The organism is Levilactobacillus tongjiangensis, assembly GCF_003946345.1.
In the GTDB taxonomy this organism is placed as follows: Bacteria; Bacillota; Bacilli; order Lactobacillales; family Lactobacillaceae; genus Levilactobacillus; species Levilactobacillus tongjiangensis.
Window position 1 is genome coordinate 118,093 of sequence record NZ_RHNY01000007.1, and the last position, 12,792, is coordinate 130,884.

The 12,792-nt window shown below is 43.5% G+C and carries 25 protein-coding genes and 2 tRNA genes; 24 read left to right on the top strand and 3 right to left on the bottom strand.

The genetic code is table 11. The features are described from left to right. Nucleotides 1-3: 3 nt before the first annotated feature. Nucleotides 4-387: a helix-turn-helix domain-containing protein gene (locus tag EKM75_RS05760; protein ID WP_042254722.1), complete on the bottom strand. Its 384-nt coding sequence runs from the start codon at nucleotides 385-387 to the stop codon at nucleotides 4-6. Between the two features lie 141 nt (nucleotides 388-528). On the opposite strand from EKM75_RS05760, the gene EKM75_RS05765 reads away from it, so the two are divergent. From EKM75_RS05765 to EKM75_RS05770, 3 genes are all read left to right on the top strand, one after another. Beyond that, nucleotides 529-786, top strand: a complete 258-nt coding sequence (locus tag EKM75_RS05765; RefSeq protein WP_052415626.1) for a helix-turn-helix transcriptional regulator — start codon at nucleotides 529-531, stop codon at nucleotides 784-786. Next, complete coding sequence (locus EKM75_RS12715; RefSeq protein ID WP_155275713.1) at nucleotides 786-935, top strand: hypothetical protein; 150 nt, start codon at nucleotides 786-788, stop codon at nucleotides 933-935. The genes EKM75_RS05765 and EKM75_RS12715 overlap by 1 nt, the downstream gene beginning before the upstream one ends. A gap of 384 nt (nucleotides 936-1,319) precedes the next feature. Continuing rightward, complete coding sequence (locus EKM75_RS05770; protein ID WP_041815519.1) at nucleotides 1,320-1,517, top strand: hypothetical protein; 198 nt, start codon at nucleotides 1,320-1,322, stop codon at nucleotides 1,515-1,517. Here EKM75_RS05770 and EKM75_RS05775 read toward each other — a convergent pair. Further along, complete coding sequence (locus tag EKM75_RS05775) at nucleotides 1,514-1,894, bottom strand: DUF2513 domain-containing protein (RefSeq protein ID WP_125692866.1); 381 nt, start codon at nucleotides 1,892-1,894, stop codon at nucleotides 1,514-1,516. The two genes, EKM75_RS05770 and EKM75_RS05775, sit on opposite strands and share 4 nt — an antisense overlap. Before the next feature lie 74 nt (nucleotides 1,895-1,968). Here EKM75_RS05775 and EKM75_RS05780 point away from each other — a divergent pair, with 74 nt between their 5' ends. Beyond that, nucleotides 1,969-2,154 (top strand): hypothetical protein, encoded by a 186-nt coding sequence (locus EKM75_RS05780; protein WP_125692868.1) that lies wholly within the window; start codon nucleotides 1,969-1,971, stop codon nucleotides 2,152-2,154. Here EKM75_RS05780 and EKM75_RS05785 read toward each other — a convergent pair. Next, entirely contained in the window at nucleotides 2,143-2,391 is a 249-nt protein-coding gene (locus EKM75_RS05785) for a hypothetical protein (RefSeq protein ID WP_125692870.1), read from the bottom strand. The genes EKM75_RS05780 and EKM75_RS05785 overlap by 12 nt on opposite strands. 158 nt (nucleotides 2,392-2,549) lie before the next feature. Here EKM75_RS05785 and EKM75_RS12720 point away from each other — a divergent pair, with 158 nt between their 5' ends. The 20 genes from EKM75_RS12720 to EKM75_RS05875 all read left to right on the top strand — a co-directional run bounded on the left by EKM75_RS12720 (nucleotide 2,550) and on the right by EKM75_RS05875 (nucleotide 12,776). After that, on the top strand, nucleotides 2,550-2,723 hold the full coding sequence (locus EKM75_RS12720; protein WP_164508736.1) for a hypothetical protein: 174 nt from the start codon (nucleotides 2,550-2,552) through the stop codon (nucleotides 2,721-2,723). Between the two features lie 66 nt (nucleotides 2,724-2,789). Then, nucleotides 2,790-3,311: a hypothetical protein gene (locus tag EKM75_RS05790; protein WP_108477406.1), complete on the top strand. Its 522-nt coding sequence runs from the start codon at nucleotides 2,790-2,792 to the stop codon at nucleotides 3,309-3,311. 4 nt (nucleotides 3,312-3,315) lie between these two features. Further along, entirely contained in the window at nucleotides 3,316-3,609 is a 294-nt protein-coding gene (locus EKM75_RS05795; RefSeq protein WP_108477407.1) for a hypothetical protein, read from the top strand. Between the two features lie 11 nt (nucleotides 3,610-3,620). Then, nucleotides 3,621-3,779 (top strand): hypothetical protein, encoded by a 159-nt coding sequence (locus tag EKM75_RS12725; protein ID WP_164508737.1) that lies wholly within the window; start codon nucleotides 3,621-3,623, stop codon nucleotides 3,777-3,779. Nucleotides 3,780-3,894: 115 nt separating this feature from the next. Next, nucleotides 3,895-4,182 carry a hypothetical protein gene (locus EKM75_RS05800; protein WP_125692872.1) on the top strand — a complete coding sequence of 96 codons (288 nt, stop codon included), beginning with the start codon at nucleotides 3,895-3,897 and terminating at the stop codon, nucleotides 4,180-4,182. Continuing rightward, on the top strand, nucleotides 4,173-4,388 hold the full coding sequence (locus EKM75_RS05805) for a hypothetical protein (RefSeq protein WP_015474119.1): 216 nt from the start codon (nucleotides 4,173-4,175) through the stop codon (nucleotides 4,386-4,388). Before EKM75_RS05800 ends, EKM75_RS05805 begins: the two co-directional genes overlap by 10 nt. Continuing rightward, nucleotides 4,389-5,450: a recombinase RecT gene (locus EKM75_RS05810; protein ID WP_125692874.1), complete on the top strand. Its 1,062-nt coding sequence runs from the start codon at nucleotides 4,389-4,391 to the stop codon at nucleotides 5,448-5,450. Continuing rightward, a complete protein-coding gene (locus EKM75_RS05815; protein ID WP_318531119.1) occupies nucleotides 5,386-6,240 on the top strand; it encodes a PD-(D/E)XK nuclease-like domain-containing protein in 855 nt (284 codons plus the stop codon). Before EKM75_RS05810 ends, EKM75_RS05815 begins: the two co-directional genes overlap by 65 nt. An 11-nt stretch (nucleotides 6,241-6,251) precedes the next feature. Further along, nucleotides 6,252-7,040, top strand: a complete 789-nt coding sequence (locus tag EKM75_RS05820) for a DnaD domain protein (RefSeq protein ID WP_125692879.1) — start codon at nucleotides 6,252-6,254, stop codon at nucleotides 7,038-7,040. Nucleotides 7,041-7,051: 11 nt separating this feature from the next. Beyond that, a complete protein-coding gene (locus EKM75_RS05825) occupies nucleotides 7,052-7,762 on the top strand; it encodes an antA/AntB antirepressor family protein (RefSeq protein WP_015474115.1) in 711 nt (236 codons plus the stop codon). Further along, entirely contained in the window at nucleotides 7,755-8,198 is a 444-nt protein-coding gene (locus tag EKM75_RS05830) for a RusA family crossover junction endodeoxyribonuclease (protein ID WP_051053382.1), read from the top strand. Before EKM75_RS05825 ends, EKM75_RS05830 begins: the two co-directional genes overlap by 8 nt. 115 nt (nucleotides 8,199-8,313) lie before the next feature. Then, complete coding sequence (locus EKM75_RS05835; RefSeq protein ID WP_125692881.1) at nucleotides 8,314-8,568, top strand: hypothetical protein; 255 nt, start codon at nucleotides 8,314-8,316, stop codon at nucleotides 8,566-8,568. Then, entirely contained in the window at nucleotides 8,547-8,822 is a 276-nt protein-coding gene (locus tag EKM75_RS05840; RefSeq protein WP_125692883.1) for a DUF3850 domain-containing protein, read from the top strand. Before EKM75_RS05835 ends, EKM75_RS05840 begins: the two co-directional genes overlap by 22 nt. 26 nt (nucleotides 8,823-8,848) lie before the next feature. Beyond that, the gene (locus EKM75_RS05845) at nucleotides 8,849-9,070 is read left to right on the top strand and encodes a hypothetical protein (protein ID WP_125692885.1); all 222 of its coding nucleotides are present in this window, start codon (nucleotides 8,849-8,851) and stop codon (nucleotides 9,068-9,070) included. Between the two features lie 97 nt (nucleotides 9,071-9,167). After that, nucleotides 9,168-9,647, top strand: coding sequence for an ArpU family phage packaging/lysis transcriptional regulator (locus EKM75_RS05850; protein WP_125692887.1), 480 nt, complete (start codon nucleotides 9,168-9,170; stop codon nucleotides 9,645-9,647). Between the two features lie 204 nt (nucleotides 9,648-9,851). Beyond that, a tRNA-Ile gene (locus EKM75_RS05855) sits at nucleotides 9,852-9,925 on the top strand. A gap of 139 nt (nucleotides 9,926-10,064) precedes the next feature. Next, nucleotides 10,065-10,138 (top strand) — tRNA-Ile (locus EKM75_RS05860). Nucleotides 10,139-10,451: 313 nt separating this feature from the next. Continuing rightward, the gene (locus tag EKM75_RS05865; protein WP_125692889.1) at nucleotides 10,452-10,658 is read left to right on the top strand and encodes a hypothetical protein; all 207 of its coding nucleotides are present in this window, start codon (nucleotides 10,452-10,454) and stop codon (nucleotides 10,656-10,658) included. A 41-nt stretch (nucleotides 10,659-10,699) separates the two neighbouring features. Beyond that, nucleotides 10,700-11,476: a phage terminase small subunit gene (terS, locus tag EKM75_RS05870; RefSeq protein WP_087612863.1), complete on the top strand. Its 777-nt coding sequence runs from the start codon at nucleotides 10,700-10,702 to the stop codon at nucleotides 11,474-11,476. After that, nucleotides 11,433-12,776 (top strand): PBSX family phage terminase large subunit, encoded by a 1,344-nt coding sequence (locus EKM75_RS05875; protein ID WP_125692952.1) that lies wholly within the window; start codon nucleotides 11,433-11,435, stop codon nucleotides 12,774-12,776. Before terS ends, EKM75_RS05875 begins: the two co-directional genes overlap by 44 nt. Nucleotides 12,777-12,792: the final 16 nt, after the last annotated feature.

The window sequence follows — 12,792 nt, forward strand, 5'->3', positions numbered from 1 at the left end:
CAGCTAGTCCTTCTTCCCACCCCTGAGCAAGCGCTCCATATACTTTAAGTCTTCATCAGGTATAATTCGACCTTCAAAGGTCATAATTTTCTTTTTATCGTTGATTTGGTCCTTAAGGTCGACGTATTCTGGCTTGTCAGTTTCTTTAGTGGCAAGGTCGCTGTTATTTATTCCTGCCATGACAAATATTTGCTCTTTAGAAACGCGCAACCCCTTTGCCATTTTCTCAAGTGTAATGGGTTTAGGGATATTTCTTTTCCCATTCTCTACCTGAGACCAGAAGGAGTTCGAGAGGTTAGCTTGAAGTGCAGCTTGTCGAATTGTGAATCCTTTTTCGTTTCTCAGCTTTTTCAGCTGAGAACCAAATTTTGTTTTATCTACTGTCATTGATTTCACAGCCTTTCTACGACATTAGTATAACAAAAGAGAAACAAAATAATATCAAAAGTAAAACAAAAATAGCAATATATGGTTGCAAAAGTGAAACAAGAGATGTATATTAGATATGTAATCAAGGAGGTGGTATTGATGAAGATGCGATTAATTAGTCCTGATAGTCTCCGCGAGCGTATTGCACTTAGCGGTTATTCTCAAAATGGATTTTCGCGTCATATCAACGTTACTAGTGGGTATTTATCATTGGTTCTTAATCAAGAAGTGGATCCTTCACCAGTAATAGCAAAGAAAATTTCTAAGGGCGTCGGTGCTGAAATAGCAGATCTTTTTTTTGCACTTGATGGGCGCAAAAGTGAAACAAACTCTACTGAACCTGAGGAGGTGAGCTGATGAAAGAAAAGAAAACTGGGGAGTCGTTCGGCTTAATCGATTCCGTAATGATTTTTTTAAATCAACATCAGCGATTCGCTAACGTTTGGTTACCAGTTTTGTTAGCCACGGCCACCAGTTTGGCGTGTTTATGGCTATCGACACAATAATGGGCAATATGACACTTTTGTAGAAGGTTTGTTTGCGAAATTCGAATTGGTTTTCAAAGTAATGCAGACCATGTTCTGTCAAAACGTATCGTTGAGCCTTATTAATTTCGATGTAATTATTGTGAACTAAGTATTCAAGAGCGCTGTTAAAGTCTTGATATGAAATTCGATTTATTTTAAAAATGATCGGATCGGAATAAGCAAAGGACCTAAGTTCCTGAATGTTAATTATGTCGGCGCCAAGCATCGTTTTGTGGCAAAGGTGCAAGACAATGCGTGCCTTTTTATAAAGAATTTCGATAGTAATCGCTCCCTTTTGATAATACCTAATTGTCTCATAAAGAGGACGACTACTAAAACGAGTAAATCTGAGGAGGTGAGCTGATGAAAAAGCATGAAGTGATTCATTTTTACAAGTCAGGTGGTTTTAATCACTTGGTAAATGTCTCTGTTGATGATAATTTGTTTGCCGCAGTTACCTTTACTGATAGTGAGATGAAACGAATTGAACAAAAATATCCACTAGCAAAGGATAATCTGTTTGCACTAGTGGACGGTGTAGAAATTAAATTAAAAAGCTAAAGACCGAATTTGTTTTCAATTAGCTTAGCTGCAACTGAGCTAAAAATGTTTAATGAAGCAGAACCCATCTTAGAAGCAATTGTAGATTTAGTTTCCTCCCAATTCGTGTTATCTCGGATATTGTCGAGAAATTCATGACCTTTGTACGTAATCTTCGTAAAGGCATAAGCATCAGGCATCTGTTGATACTTTCTGCCATCAACGAAGCCACCATCTATCAGTTCGATAAAAGTATAGTAAAACGTATCTAGGTCAAAAAGATCAGAGATATTAGAGGATTCAATTACTTGCTGCAAGTCCGATTCCGAGCCACCGTCATAAGGAACGAGTTCTAATAGTAAGAGCAAATCTCTGACACATTCATGATTAAGTTTCATAATTTATCACCTCCTTCAAGTATCAATTGTACCAGAGAAGGTGAGTGATATCGGTAGCCTGAGGAGGTGAGCTGATGAAGAAAGAAGAGTTCGAAAGCGCAGTTCTTACAGAACTTCGTAGTTTAAACAAAACGCTCAAGATTATCGCTAGTAACCAAGAGCGTCACGAAACGCCATTGTCATCGGAAGAATTGTCCAAAATAGTCAAAAATGACATCCGGCAAAGCATGAGAAGCGTAGAGAAAGAATTACTTAGCTGATGTGTCGTCAACTAAGAACTCTTCTAGAAGGTTATGAACTGCTCGAAGAGTGGATACTTGAAAGCTGCTGCTAACTTTAGTGGCGATCTTTGATGCTATGAGATTACTATCCGAATTATTGTTAATGATTTCGCTTACGGAATCTCCAATTGTTGATACAAACTTTTCAGTATTCTGGTCGTCCAAGGCAGTTTCAACAATTTTGTTGAAGCGCTCTTCAAATTCTGCTTTTTCCATGATTATCACCTCCTTACGCACTAATTGTACCAAAAGAGGTGGCTAATATTAACGTTTCAAAGAACGGGGGTGACACTATGCTCCAAGTTCTAGCAGCAGGATTACTAATTCTTGTGATTGGACACTGCTCATCAAACTAAATTTTAGGAGGAAACACTATGGATTTATCAATTGAGGAAACAATCGAACAGGTCGCAATGAATAGCCGTTGGTCAGTTAAACAATTGGAGTTATTGCGTAAGGTTCATGGCGACGAGTTCATCAAGAGCGTGTTTGTTCTTGAATGTGACGCCGAAGAAACACAGCTTAACGACGCAATGGCCATTCAATAGTCTAATCGTATCAAACTATCGAAGAAAAAATTGCGATATGTTTTCCGTTATGGGGAGTGATGTTTAATGCAAGAAGTTGCGTTTGATAAGCCGCTAGTTGGCCGAATCCGTGAATTCTTTACAAAACACCCTGAATTGCATCAAAAAGATATGGCAAAGGCGTTGTTTATGTCTGATAGCCAACTCAGCAAGTTACTTAATGGTTCAAAATTTTCTAGCTTAGCAACAAGAGTTCGGTTGGTGCATTGGGTCAAGGATATCTTGGTCAGCTGGTCGGCAGCACGAATTGACTTTGGTTTACCGTCGTTCATGTTTGATCGGCGACGAACCGGAGACTTGCTGGGACTGCTGTGCCAAGAAGAAAAAGAATCACGAGAACGTGAAGAAATACAGGCAGAATATCTGGATGCTTTAACTACTAAACCGATCAGTCGGACTGCTCGGCAGACACAGTTAATTGAGATGTTTCCCAAGGAGTTGTTGGAAGACATCGGGGCAAAGCAAGCGTTATTTGCAAAAATCTGTGAAGAAAGTGATAAGGACCCGCAACCATTCATCGATGCGTACAACAAACAATATGGGGGGTGACATCATGCAAATCTCTGGTATCAGTGAAGATCAATTTGTGGATAAGATTGTGGATCGTTTAATTGAAAAGGTGTTGCCAGAGCTTAAGAAACAGGCAGAGGAACAGGAAAAAAAGGATAAAACGCTCACTAAGAAAGACGTTTATACCGACTATATCCCGTGTTCACCGAACACGTTCAATGACTTCTACTTGGCCCAGACAGACCTTCCAAGAATGCGAAAAGGCAGTCGGATAGTATTTTCTGAGAAAGCAATCATCGAGTGGAAGGAAAAGTATGGTAAAGAATACAAAATTTAGGAGGGATAAAGATGGACTTGTTTTATCACTATGTTGGTGAATGTGTGTCATGGTTCGGATTGATCTCTGGGGCAATGTTTCTAGGATTCAAGCTTTCTGAGAGCGTCCACGACATGGGCGGCTGGAAAGCATGGGCAATGGATTTCTTCGGATTGGAGGACAAAAAATGACATTTTGGCATAAAAAAAGAGCTCTGAGTAGCAGCTCAGAACTCAAAGATAAATTACATTTATCCTATTTCTATAACCTTAATTCTACTCCAGACGGGCGGTGGTTGCAATGGCGATGAACGTGCCAGATCATGCAACATTCGATTTTGTCCGGTACATGAATCGGCTGGAATCACAGCCTGAAACGGGATTCATGACCAAAGATACCAATGGCAACCCCATGATTTCTGGTGAAACTTATTGGGAAGCAGAAGGCCGATATGTGCCGACCGATGAAGCTTCAATGCACGACTTTTTAGATGCTGAGGGCGAGGATTACGGAGCCCAGATTGATTGGGACTATGACCATCTGGCAGCTATCTTGGAAGATTTTAAAGGCGCGGAGGTGATCTCATGGACGTAGTCAAGGTACACACAAGCAGTCGTTTCCAGCCTAAAGCAGTGGTTGCTACTAATTTAGCTGAACTAGATGACATTAAATCTGATCTGTTCAAGGAAGTTCAATTGTTGGCCGAGAATGATCGACTTAGCAATGATGAGATTGATCGGCTATACAGCATCAGCGACGAGCTTGTTGCTTGGTCACCCAATTTGGAGGAGGAAGAATAAATGGCTACAAACGAAGTTGCAGAAACCCAACGTTCACTAGACGCGGGTGTTCAGAACCAAATTAATCAAATGATGAATCAGGAGAATGGCTTGAAGCTGCCAGCCAACTATGCTGTTGGAAATGCTCTCAAGTCCGCATTCTTTGCTTTGAAGAGTAGCAATGATGGTGATCTGATTCAGATTGCGGCACACGTTCCTGAAACGAAGACATCTATCGCTAATGCTTTGATGGACATGGTTGTTCAAGGATTAACGCCTGCAAAAACGCAAGTTTATTTTATCAAGTATGGAAATAAGGTCCAAATGCAGCGTTCCTATTTTGGGACGCAGGCCGCACTAAAGCGGCTGTCGGAGGTTGACGATTGCTGGGCTAATGTGGTTCACGATGGTGATGACTTTGAGATTTCCGCGGAAGATGATCGATTAATGGTCACCAAGTGGAAGCCAACATTAGAAGGCCTTGATGGTCAAATTAAGTACGTGTATGCGGTCATTAAGATGGCCGATGGGACTCACCAGTACACTGTAATGACCTTCAAGCAAATTCAAAACAGTTGGTCACAGACACGGTCTAAAGGAGCTGTCCAAAATAAATTCAGTGACGAGATGGCCAAACGGACGGTTCTTAACCGGGCCGCTAAGAACATTTTAAATACTTCTGATGATTCAGATTTGGTCGTTGGAGCCATCAATAATACTACTTCCAACGAGTATGACGAGGATCAAACAGCCAAAGATGTGACGCCTAAGAAGGTTACTGATTTGATCGGTAATGCGGACACAGAGGAACCAACGCCTCCTGAACCCGTTGAACAAGCAGAAACAGATGAACCAGCAGAACAAGAAGAACCGGTTGATACAAATACGGACGAAAGTAGCTCTGACGATATTCGCTCCATTGAAAATATGAAGCCGGGTGATAAGCAAGACAAGGACACTGTCAACAATATTTTGGATGGCCTTGAAGAATCTGAAAATCATAAGGGGGATGGTGACGATGCAAGCAGCACCGAAGAAGGACAGGGTGAACTCTTCCCACCAGACGTTTATTCTAAGTTCTGACAATTACTACGGTCAAGAAGCCAATAAAAACTTCATGAGCCCAACTTGGTTTAAGAAGTTCGTTGCCTGTGAGGCAGAGGCATTAGCTGAATTGAGAGGCGAGTGGGCACCTGATGAGGATAAGACCGCTTTATTGGTTGGTAATGACCTGCACAGCTATTTCGAGTCGTCGGAGGCCCACGAACGGTTCTTAGATGCCAACAAGGAAGTGATGTTATCCAGTCGTGGTAAGACTAAAGGCCAGCTAAAAAGTGAGTACAAGCAGGCCGACATCATGATTGACTCGCTCAAAAACGACAAGACGTTCACGCAGTTATATCAAGGTGAAAAGGAATCAATCGTTACTGGCGTAATTTCTGGCGTTAAATGGATGGGCAAATTGGACTGTTTGAACTTAGATCGTGGGTATTTCATCGATCTAAAGACAACGCAGGAATTGTCTAAGCGGTTTTGGGATAGCCGTAGTCACCGGTGGGTACCATTCGTTCTGAAATATGACTACCAGCTTCAAATGGCCGTCTATCGCGAGCTAGTCAAGCAGCAGTACGGAATCGAGTGTGAACCCTACATTGTTGCAGTAACAAAGCAAAGTCCGCCGGATAAGGCGGTTATCACGATTCCTCATGAGTATATGGAGGATGCCTTGCAACGAATAGACGAGCAGCTACCCCATTTTGAGGATGTCATTGCTGGTGTGCAGGCCCCTGTTCCATGTGGTAACTGTGCTTACTGCCGTGAACATAAGCAGTTGGAAAACATCATCAGCGTTGATGACTTACTAGATAGTTAGGGGGTGCTGGTTTGAATTTGTTTGTTGAGCTAAAAGCGTTCCGCAATTTTCTCGAAACTAATCCCTTGAAACCCAATGCTCAAGTTTTGTGGTTCCATCTTATGATGATCGCTAACGAGAGCGGTTGGAAAAAGGAATTGTCCATACCTAATTCGGTACTAATGGCTCGAACGGGCATAGCGTCCAAAAACACCCTTATCAGTAATCGCAACATTTTGATTCAAGCCAAGCGAATTTCTTATAAATCACGAGGCCGTACTAGGGCAGGAATTTATGTCATCACACCTTTTGATGAAACTTCTAGTCCTAAAGGTGAACCAGTTTCTTCACCAAGTAATGCCTCTAGTCCTATAAATGAACTAGAAACAGGACTAAGTTCTTCACCAGTTTCTTCACCAAGTTCTTCACCAGAAACTTCACCTTATCTAGACATAGACTCAGACGTAGACAAAGACAAGACTAGTTCATTAGGTTCTAGTAGGGATGGATTTAATCAATTTAAGTCAACGCGCACGTACGTGAGTCATTGGCCGACCCCGAACAAGGATATGACCTCTCAGCTTAAACTTTACCGGCAAGAAGTGGGAGATGATCTATTGACCCACAGCCTTGAATATCTTGCTAAGAATAACGTTAGCCCGGCTGGTGTGCCTAAATATCTTGAAAAAGTGATTAATTGCTGGGTGAAAAACGATATTACGACAGTCTCTGATGCCTTGAACTATGAGAAAAACAGAACCACCGTTCCATCAGGAGACGGTGACGTTCCTGATATACCGATTTTTAAACTAACAGATTAGGAGGCTACAACATGAAAAATTTACAAGAATTAATTATGGGCAGTGATAGCGATAGCGTTGCAGTTGATGCTCGAGGATTGCATGACTTTTTGGAGGTTGGGAAAGACTTCTCAACTTGGTTTAAAGACATGACTGATTACGGGTTTGTCGAAGGTAAGGACTTTTCCCCACTTTCGGGGAAAAGCCGTGGTGGTCGGCCTCGCATTGAATATGCAATGGCTTTAGACATGGCGAAAGAAGTGTCAATGATTCAGAGAACACCAAAGGGCAAGCAAGCCCGCGAGTACTTTATTTCGATGGAGAAGCGAGCCAAGCAAGCCGAACTGGTTATGACGCCAGAACAGAAAATTGACTTGTTGATTGAGACTGGGAGCCGCGCCAATCATCGGCTAGACCACGTTGAGGAACGCATGGACGACTTCGAGGAGAACCGCCGACTAGAGACTGGCGACTATACGACAGTCAGCCGTGGCGTATCTAGGGCAGTCAATTTCTACGTTCGTGACCGTCATCTGCAGTTGACCAAGGAGCAACGGTCGGCACTGTATAAAGATATCAATGGCGGACTAAATCAAGTTTGTGGCGTCCGTGCACGAATCCAGATTAAGGCCAAGGACTTCGACAAAGCTATGAAGTACATCGATGACTGGCGGCCAAGCACTGCTACCAAAATGTTGATTCAGCAGACAGAATTGCCATTGGCAGGTGTCGCCGGTGATTGAGTTAGTCGTATATGGTGAACCAGTACCAGCAGCGCGGCCACGTTTTAATCGTAGCGGACATGCGTATGATCCGTTGAAAAGTCGGGCGTATAAGCAGTACGTGTCATTAGAAGCTAGCAAACAGTATCACGGTGATTTAATTGGCCGGAAACCACTAGTGGTTCATATAGCAATTTATCGGCCAATACAGACCAGTGTCAGTAACATTGAACATGCTAGGCGGGCCCAGAACGTTCATCGGCCAATAGTTAAACCAGACACGTCCAATTACGTCAAGCTCATTGAAGACGCGCTCACAGGCGTTATCTGGGAGGATGACAACTGCATTGTTGATTTAACGGCCAGTAAGTACTACTCAGACGATCCGAGAATTGAAGTTACAGTTACTGAGACGGGAGCGAAGAGGCCAAATAATTTAAAAGAGCCTCATTATTAATACTTTATTGGCCCCAGATTCTAGTGCGATGAGCCAATTGCGAGCTAAAGCTGATGGAAAGGTTTAGGGTCGAAGGTACACTCTCAGGTGAATAATGGAAAGAGGATTGACTAAAATGGCGAGCAATTCAAAACTAATGGGATTAATTAATGACGCTGAAGATAATTATGGAAAGCCAAGTAATTGGCCTGAAAAGGTTACTGAGAAGATTAATGCGGAGGCTAATCGAATTAATGATTACGAACACACACCAGCAAATGAGGTATTACGTCATTTGATTTGTCATGGGTATACAAATACTCAAATTACGTTAGATGAACAAAGATCTTCAAATAAGGATGTGATTTTATGGCTAAAGTTCAAGAATTAAAAATTGCCCCAGAATTCATGGAAGCTCAGCTTAATGGACTAAAGAATTTCGAAATCCGTAAGAACGATCGTAACTTTGAAGTTAACGATATGCTGTGGCTTCGAGAGTGGTCTAATGGCGAGTATACAGGAAGAAGCGCATCGGTCTCAGTTACTTTCATTACTGATTATAAGCAGATGCCAGGGTATGTTGTATTGTCTACACGGCCGGTTCAACTTGACACTTTATTAGTTGAAATTCTTATGCTAAATTAAGCGATGATGGAACGCCTAAGACCGTTATGACAAAGGCCGGCGAGGTTCTCAGTGAGCGTGCGTTAGGCTATTACAACTCATTGCCGCAAGCCTTGCAGGCAGTCGCTAAGGATATGATGAAACGCGGTGATGGGCGTGTCACAAACGTTGATCAGTACGTACAAAAGGCCAAGTCAGTAGATGTGGCACTCAACCATGCAGTTTATGAGCATGGGTTAGAGCTGGAAAAGCAATCACAAAATATTTAGACAGCAAAAAGGGCCGCCCGCCAGCAGCCCTTACCCAAATTATGCTTACTCAATGGTCAACAACTAATTATAGCATAACCAAGGGGTGGCAAGCGCTATGGAAAGCATCTTTAAGAATGTGGATGAGGATAAGACGATTGAAAAAGCTGAGTCAGTGCTAAAAGATTATTGGAAGTGGAAATTGCGGGCACGGCGCGCGCGTTTCAACTTGCAGAGTCCTGCAATGGACGGCATGCCACAAAGTCCCAGCTTCGAAAACCACGTTGATGAGAAGCATGTAAACAAGCTTAACGCCGAATTTATGGCTAATCTGGTAGTCAACGTTATTAAGGCGATTGGCATTGACGAGCAGACTGACCGCTATTCACAGGCACTGTATTTCTTGTACATTAAGCGATATTCAAAGGTAAAGTGCATGGCCTGTATGGATCATATCTCAGATAAGACATTCGACAAGTATCTACATGAGGGCCAGCTTGCTTTCGCAGAAGTCTATCCTGACGCTGTTGAGGACTTAATCGTTAAAAAGCCACAAAAGTATGAGCCAGAGAAACGTGCAGAATTTAGCTTTGATTAATTACTCCGTGTTTTTTTCGATAAAATTCCGGGAAAGTTCCGGGTTCACTCCGGATTATACATGGATTCGGGGTGTAAATTAGTAGTATCGAAAGATGTAGGGAGGTCACCCCGCCTCATCTAACACGCATAGCTCAATTTAAACACTATTCTAGCTCGCCAAACTCCTTCATAAAATTGACCGGCCTGCATAACCGGTCAGTAGGGACCTTTAACTCAGTCGGCTAGAGTAGATGGCTCATAACCGTTCGGTCGTAGGTTCGAATCCTACATGGTCCATTGGACGCAATAACTTAAAGGAGATGGACTCTCCCGTTCATCCAAGGCTATAGCGCCCATCACGTACTGTGGCGGAATAGGTAGACGCATTGACTCATGAGGGTAAGAACTGAAATTCCTACCTTCATGAGTCAAGGCCGGACATGTAAGCTCAATCGAAGAGCGCACGCCTGATAAGCGTGAGGTTACTGGTTAGAATCCAGCCATGGCACACTAAGGCTATGCAGGGTGCGAATCCCTGCCAGTACATTGGCCCTAAACAAATCTTGCTTAACATTGGGTCAAAAATCTAATTGAAAAGAGGTGAAGACTCCTCTCGGTTGAGAAGTCTCGCCTGCATCGGTTAGGTGATTTCGTAGAGACTCAGTTTGGACGACTGGGTCTTTTTTGTTACATAAATTTGGTGGTTAGACTTATGTCTATCCGTTTTGGAGGGATGCCCGATGTGGCGACGAAGTGTTGAAGATTTGATAGTGGGACTTACGGCGCTTGCTGTGGGTATTCTGATAGGGTGGTTGGCCTACTTATGGTAAAACACAACCAAACACCCATGTATTGGCAAAATGGCTCATATGCGTCTAAAACAGGGCATAAAATTGAACGCGATTTGGACCCGTGGGTCAGAGAGCAGTATGCAAAGCATCACCCGCAAAAGAGTGGTGCTTTTTCTGTTGAAGAAAGATTGGGAAAGGATGCCCAAAAGGTAAAAGCATCATCAGATGGAGACCAATAGTAATTACAAAACAAACACGGATTGGGAGGTGGTGAAAATGATTGCCAAGACGAAGAACACCGAAGCGGGATGAGGCCAAAAATATTTGGCGTGCATCAGGTAAAACAAAGGCTTTAAAAGACATTGCGGATGAACTGGGAGTCGCCGCTTCAACAGTACGAAAATGGAAATCCACTGACCGCTGGGATGATGAACTGAAAGGGAACGCTCCAATTGAAAAGGAGCGTTACGATTCATTGCGAAAAAACCAGAACGCAGTTGGCAACCATGGGGGCGCCGCCCCACCTCATAATCATAATGCGGTCACTCATGGTCTATTCGCTAAGTGGCTCCCTGATGATACCAGCGATATTCTGCAGGTTGTGGAGCAACAATCGCCGGCAGATATTATCTGGCAAAACATCACGCTGCAGTACACGGCAATTATCAGGGCACAGCAAATTATGTACGTTAACGATCACAATGATCTAAGCGATGAGATTTCTGGTTCAGGCATGGGGACAACCTACGACGTGCAGTATGCATGGGACAAACAGGCTACTTTTATGGCGGCACAGTCCCGGGCAATGGGTACGTTGGGCAATTTGATCAAGCAGTTCGTAGCGATTGCTGATGAAAATGATATCCGGCGCAAGCGTATCACGTTGATGGAGGCCCAAGTTGACAAGGCTAAAGCAGAAGTTGCCCAGCTTAAGCGTGACAGCGACCGTGATAACCTACCACTGCCGACATTCGTTGATGATGTACCGGAAGATGATGAAGAGATTAGAGGAGATGCAGATGGTGATGACAACCAAGCCGCCAAAAATACAGATTAAGTACCTCATTGGCAAGGGGTACAACGAATTCTGGCACGACAAACATTTCTATCGCGTAGTCAAGGGGTCACGGGGCTCTAAGAAATCTCGGACCACTGCATTAAACTTCATCTACCGAATTATGAAGTATCCTTGGTCAAACTTGCTGGTGGTTCGTCGGTACTCCAATACCAATCACGATTCAACTTACACAGTTTTAAAATGGGCGATTAACCGACTTGGGGTTAGTCGCCTTTTCAAATGCAACGAAGGAAAACCAGAGATTACGTACCTACCTACCGGCCAGAAGATTATTCTTCGTGGACTAGATGATCCACTGAAGGTCACCTCAGTGGACGTGGATACGGGAATTCTTAGCTGGGCTTGGTTTGAGGAAGCCTACGAGATAGAGAACAGCGATAAGTTTGAAACCGTCGTTGAGTCAATCCGTGGAAGCTTAGATGATCCCTATGCTGAGCACCAGTACGTTCCGGCTGACGAGTTAATCAAGCGGGAGAAGTGGAAGAAGGAGTTCTTCAAGCAAATCACGCTAACCTTTAACCCTTGGTCGGAACGGCATTGGTTGAAACCAATGTTTTTTGACCCGGAGACACGTAAGCCAGATGTCTTTGCTCGAACGACTACCTTTAGGGTCAACGAGTGGCTTGATAAGCAAGATAGGCAAAGATACCTAGACTTGTATCGAACTAACCCTAGACGGGCTCAGATTGTCTGTGACGGCAAATGGGGAGTTGCTGAGGGACTTGTATTTGAAAACTGGGTTGTTGAAGACTTTGACGTCAATAAGGTAGTAGCGGAGTCGGATGGCGTGGGGCATGGAATGGACTTTGGGTTCACTCATGACCCCACGACCTTTGCTGAAGCTGCTATTAATCGTGAGACCAAGGATATCTGGATTTTTAAAGAGCTGTATCAGAAGGCCATGACGACACAGGACATCTTCGATTGGTTGGACGATAACCACTATCTGAAATCAGACATTGGCGCTGACTGCGCTGAACCCCGTTTGATTGATGAGTTACAGGCTAAAGGCGTGCGGCGTATGCATGCGTCGATTAAAGGCCCTGATTCAATCGACTATGGGATCAACTTCTTGCAGGGCTATCGAATTCATATCCTGCCTAGTTGTGTGCACGCCATCGAGGAATTTAACACCTACGTCTTCGACCGTGATAAGGACGGAAACTGGCTGAATAAGCCAGTCGACGCCAATAATCACTTTATCGACGCGTTACGTTACGGATTAGAAAAGTACATCATTCAATACGAATCACTAGAGAAGCGCTTCGGCGTTGTATAAGCAAGGAGGTGAGTGA

Excerpts from the sequence above, each read along its gene's own strand:
- EKM75_RS05760 (WP_042254722.1), bottom strand. The coding sequence starts at position 387 with ATGACAGTAGATAAAACAAAATTTGGTTCTCAGCTGAAAAAGCTGAGA.
- EKM75_RS05765 (WP_052415626.1), top strand. The coding sequence starts at position 529 with ATGAAGATGCGATTAATTAGTCCTGATAGTCTCCGCGAGCGTATTGCA.
- EKM75_RS12715 (WP_155275713.1), top strand. The coding sequence starts at position 786 with ATGAAAGAAAAGAAAACTGGGGAGTCGTTCGGCTTAATCGATTCCGTA.
- EKM75_RS05770 (WP_041815519.1), top strand. The coding sequence starts at position 1,320 with ATGAAAAAGCATGAAGTGATTCATTTTTACAAGTCAGGTGGTTTTAAT.
- EKM75_RS05775 (WP_125692866.1), bottom strand. The coding sequence starts at position 1,894 with ATGAAACTTAATCATGAATGTGTCAGAGATTTGCTCTTACTATTAGAA.
- EKM75_RS05780 (WP_125692868.1), top strand. The coding sequence starts at position 1,969 with ATGAAGAAAGAAGAGTTCGAAAGCGCAGTTCTTACAGAACTTCGTAGT.
- EKM75_RS05785 (WP_125692870.1), bottom strand. The coding sequence starts at position 2,391 with ATGGAAAAAGCAGAATTTGAAGAGCGCTTCAACAAAATTGTTGAAACT.
- EKM75_RS12720 (WP_164508736.1), top strand. The coding sequence starts at position 2,550 with ATGGATTTATCAATTGAGGAAACAATCGAACAGGTCGCAATGAATAGC.
- EKM75_RS05790 (WP_108477406.1), top strand. The coding sequence starts at position 2,790 with ATGCAAGAAGTTGCGTTTGATAAGCCGCTAGTTGGCCGAATCCGTGAA.
- EKM75_RS05795 (WP_108477407.1), top strand. The coding sequence starts at position 3,316 with ATGCAAATCTCTGGTATCAGTGAAGATCAATTTGTGGATAAGATTGTG.
- EKM75_RS12725 (WP_164508737.1), top strand. The coding sequence starts at position 3,621 with ATGGACTTGTTTTATCACTATGTTGGTGAATGTGTGTCATGGTTCGGA.
- EKM75_RS05800 (WP_125692872.1), top strand. The coding sequence starts at position 3,895 with ATGAACGTGCCAGATCATGCAACATTCGATTTTGTCCGGTACATGAAT.
- EKM75_RS05805 (WP_015474119.1), top strand. The coding sequence starts at position 4,173 with ATGGACGTAGTCAAGGTACACACAAGCAGTCGTTTCCAGCCTAAAGCA.
- EKM75_RS05810 (WP_125692874.1), top strand. The coding sequence starts at position 4,389 with ATGGCTACAAACGAAGTTGCAGAAACCCAACGTTCACTAGACGCGGGT.
- EKM75_RS05815 (WP_318531119.1), top strand. The coding sequence starts at position 5,386 with ATGCAAGCAGCACCGAAGAAGGACAGGGTGAACTCTTCCCACCAGACG.
- EKM75_RS05825 (WP_015474115.1), top strand. The coding sequence starts at position 7,052 with ATGAAAAATTTACAAGAATTAATTATGGGCAGTGATAGCGATAGCGTT.
- EKM75_RS05835 (WP_125692881.1), top strand. The coding sequence starts at position 8,314 with ATGGCGAGCAATTCAAAACTAATGGGATTAATTAATGACGCTGAAGAT.
- EKM75_RS05840 (WP_125692883.1), top strand. The coding sequence starts at position 8,547 with ATGGCTAAAGTTCAAGAATTAAAAATTGCCCCAGAATTCATGGAAGCT.
- EKM75_RS05845 (WP_125692885.1), top strand. The coding sequence starts at position 8,849 with ATGACAAAGGCCGGCGAGGTTCTCAGTGAGCGTGCGTTAGGCTATTAC.
- EKM75_RS05850 (WP_125692887.1), top strand. The coding sequence starts at position 9,168 with ATGGAAAGCATCTTTAAGAATGTGGATGAGGATAAGACGATTGAAAAA.
- EKM75_RS05865 (WP_125692889.1), top strand. The coding sequence starts at position 10,452 with ATGGTAAAACACAACCAAACACCCATGTATTGGCAAAATGGCTCATAT.
- EKM75_RS05875 (WP_125692952.1), top strand. The coding sequence starts at position 11,433 with ATGCAGATGGTGATGACAACCAAGCCGCCAAAAATACAGATTAAGTAC.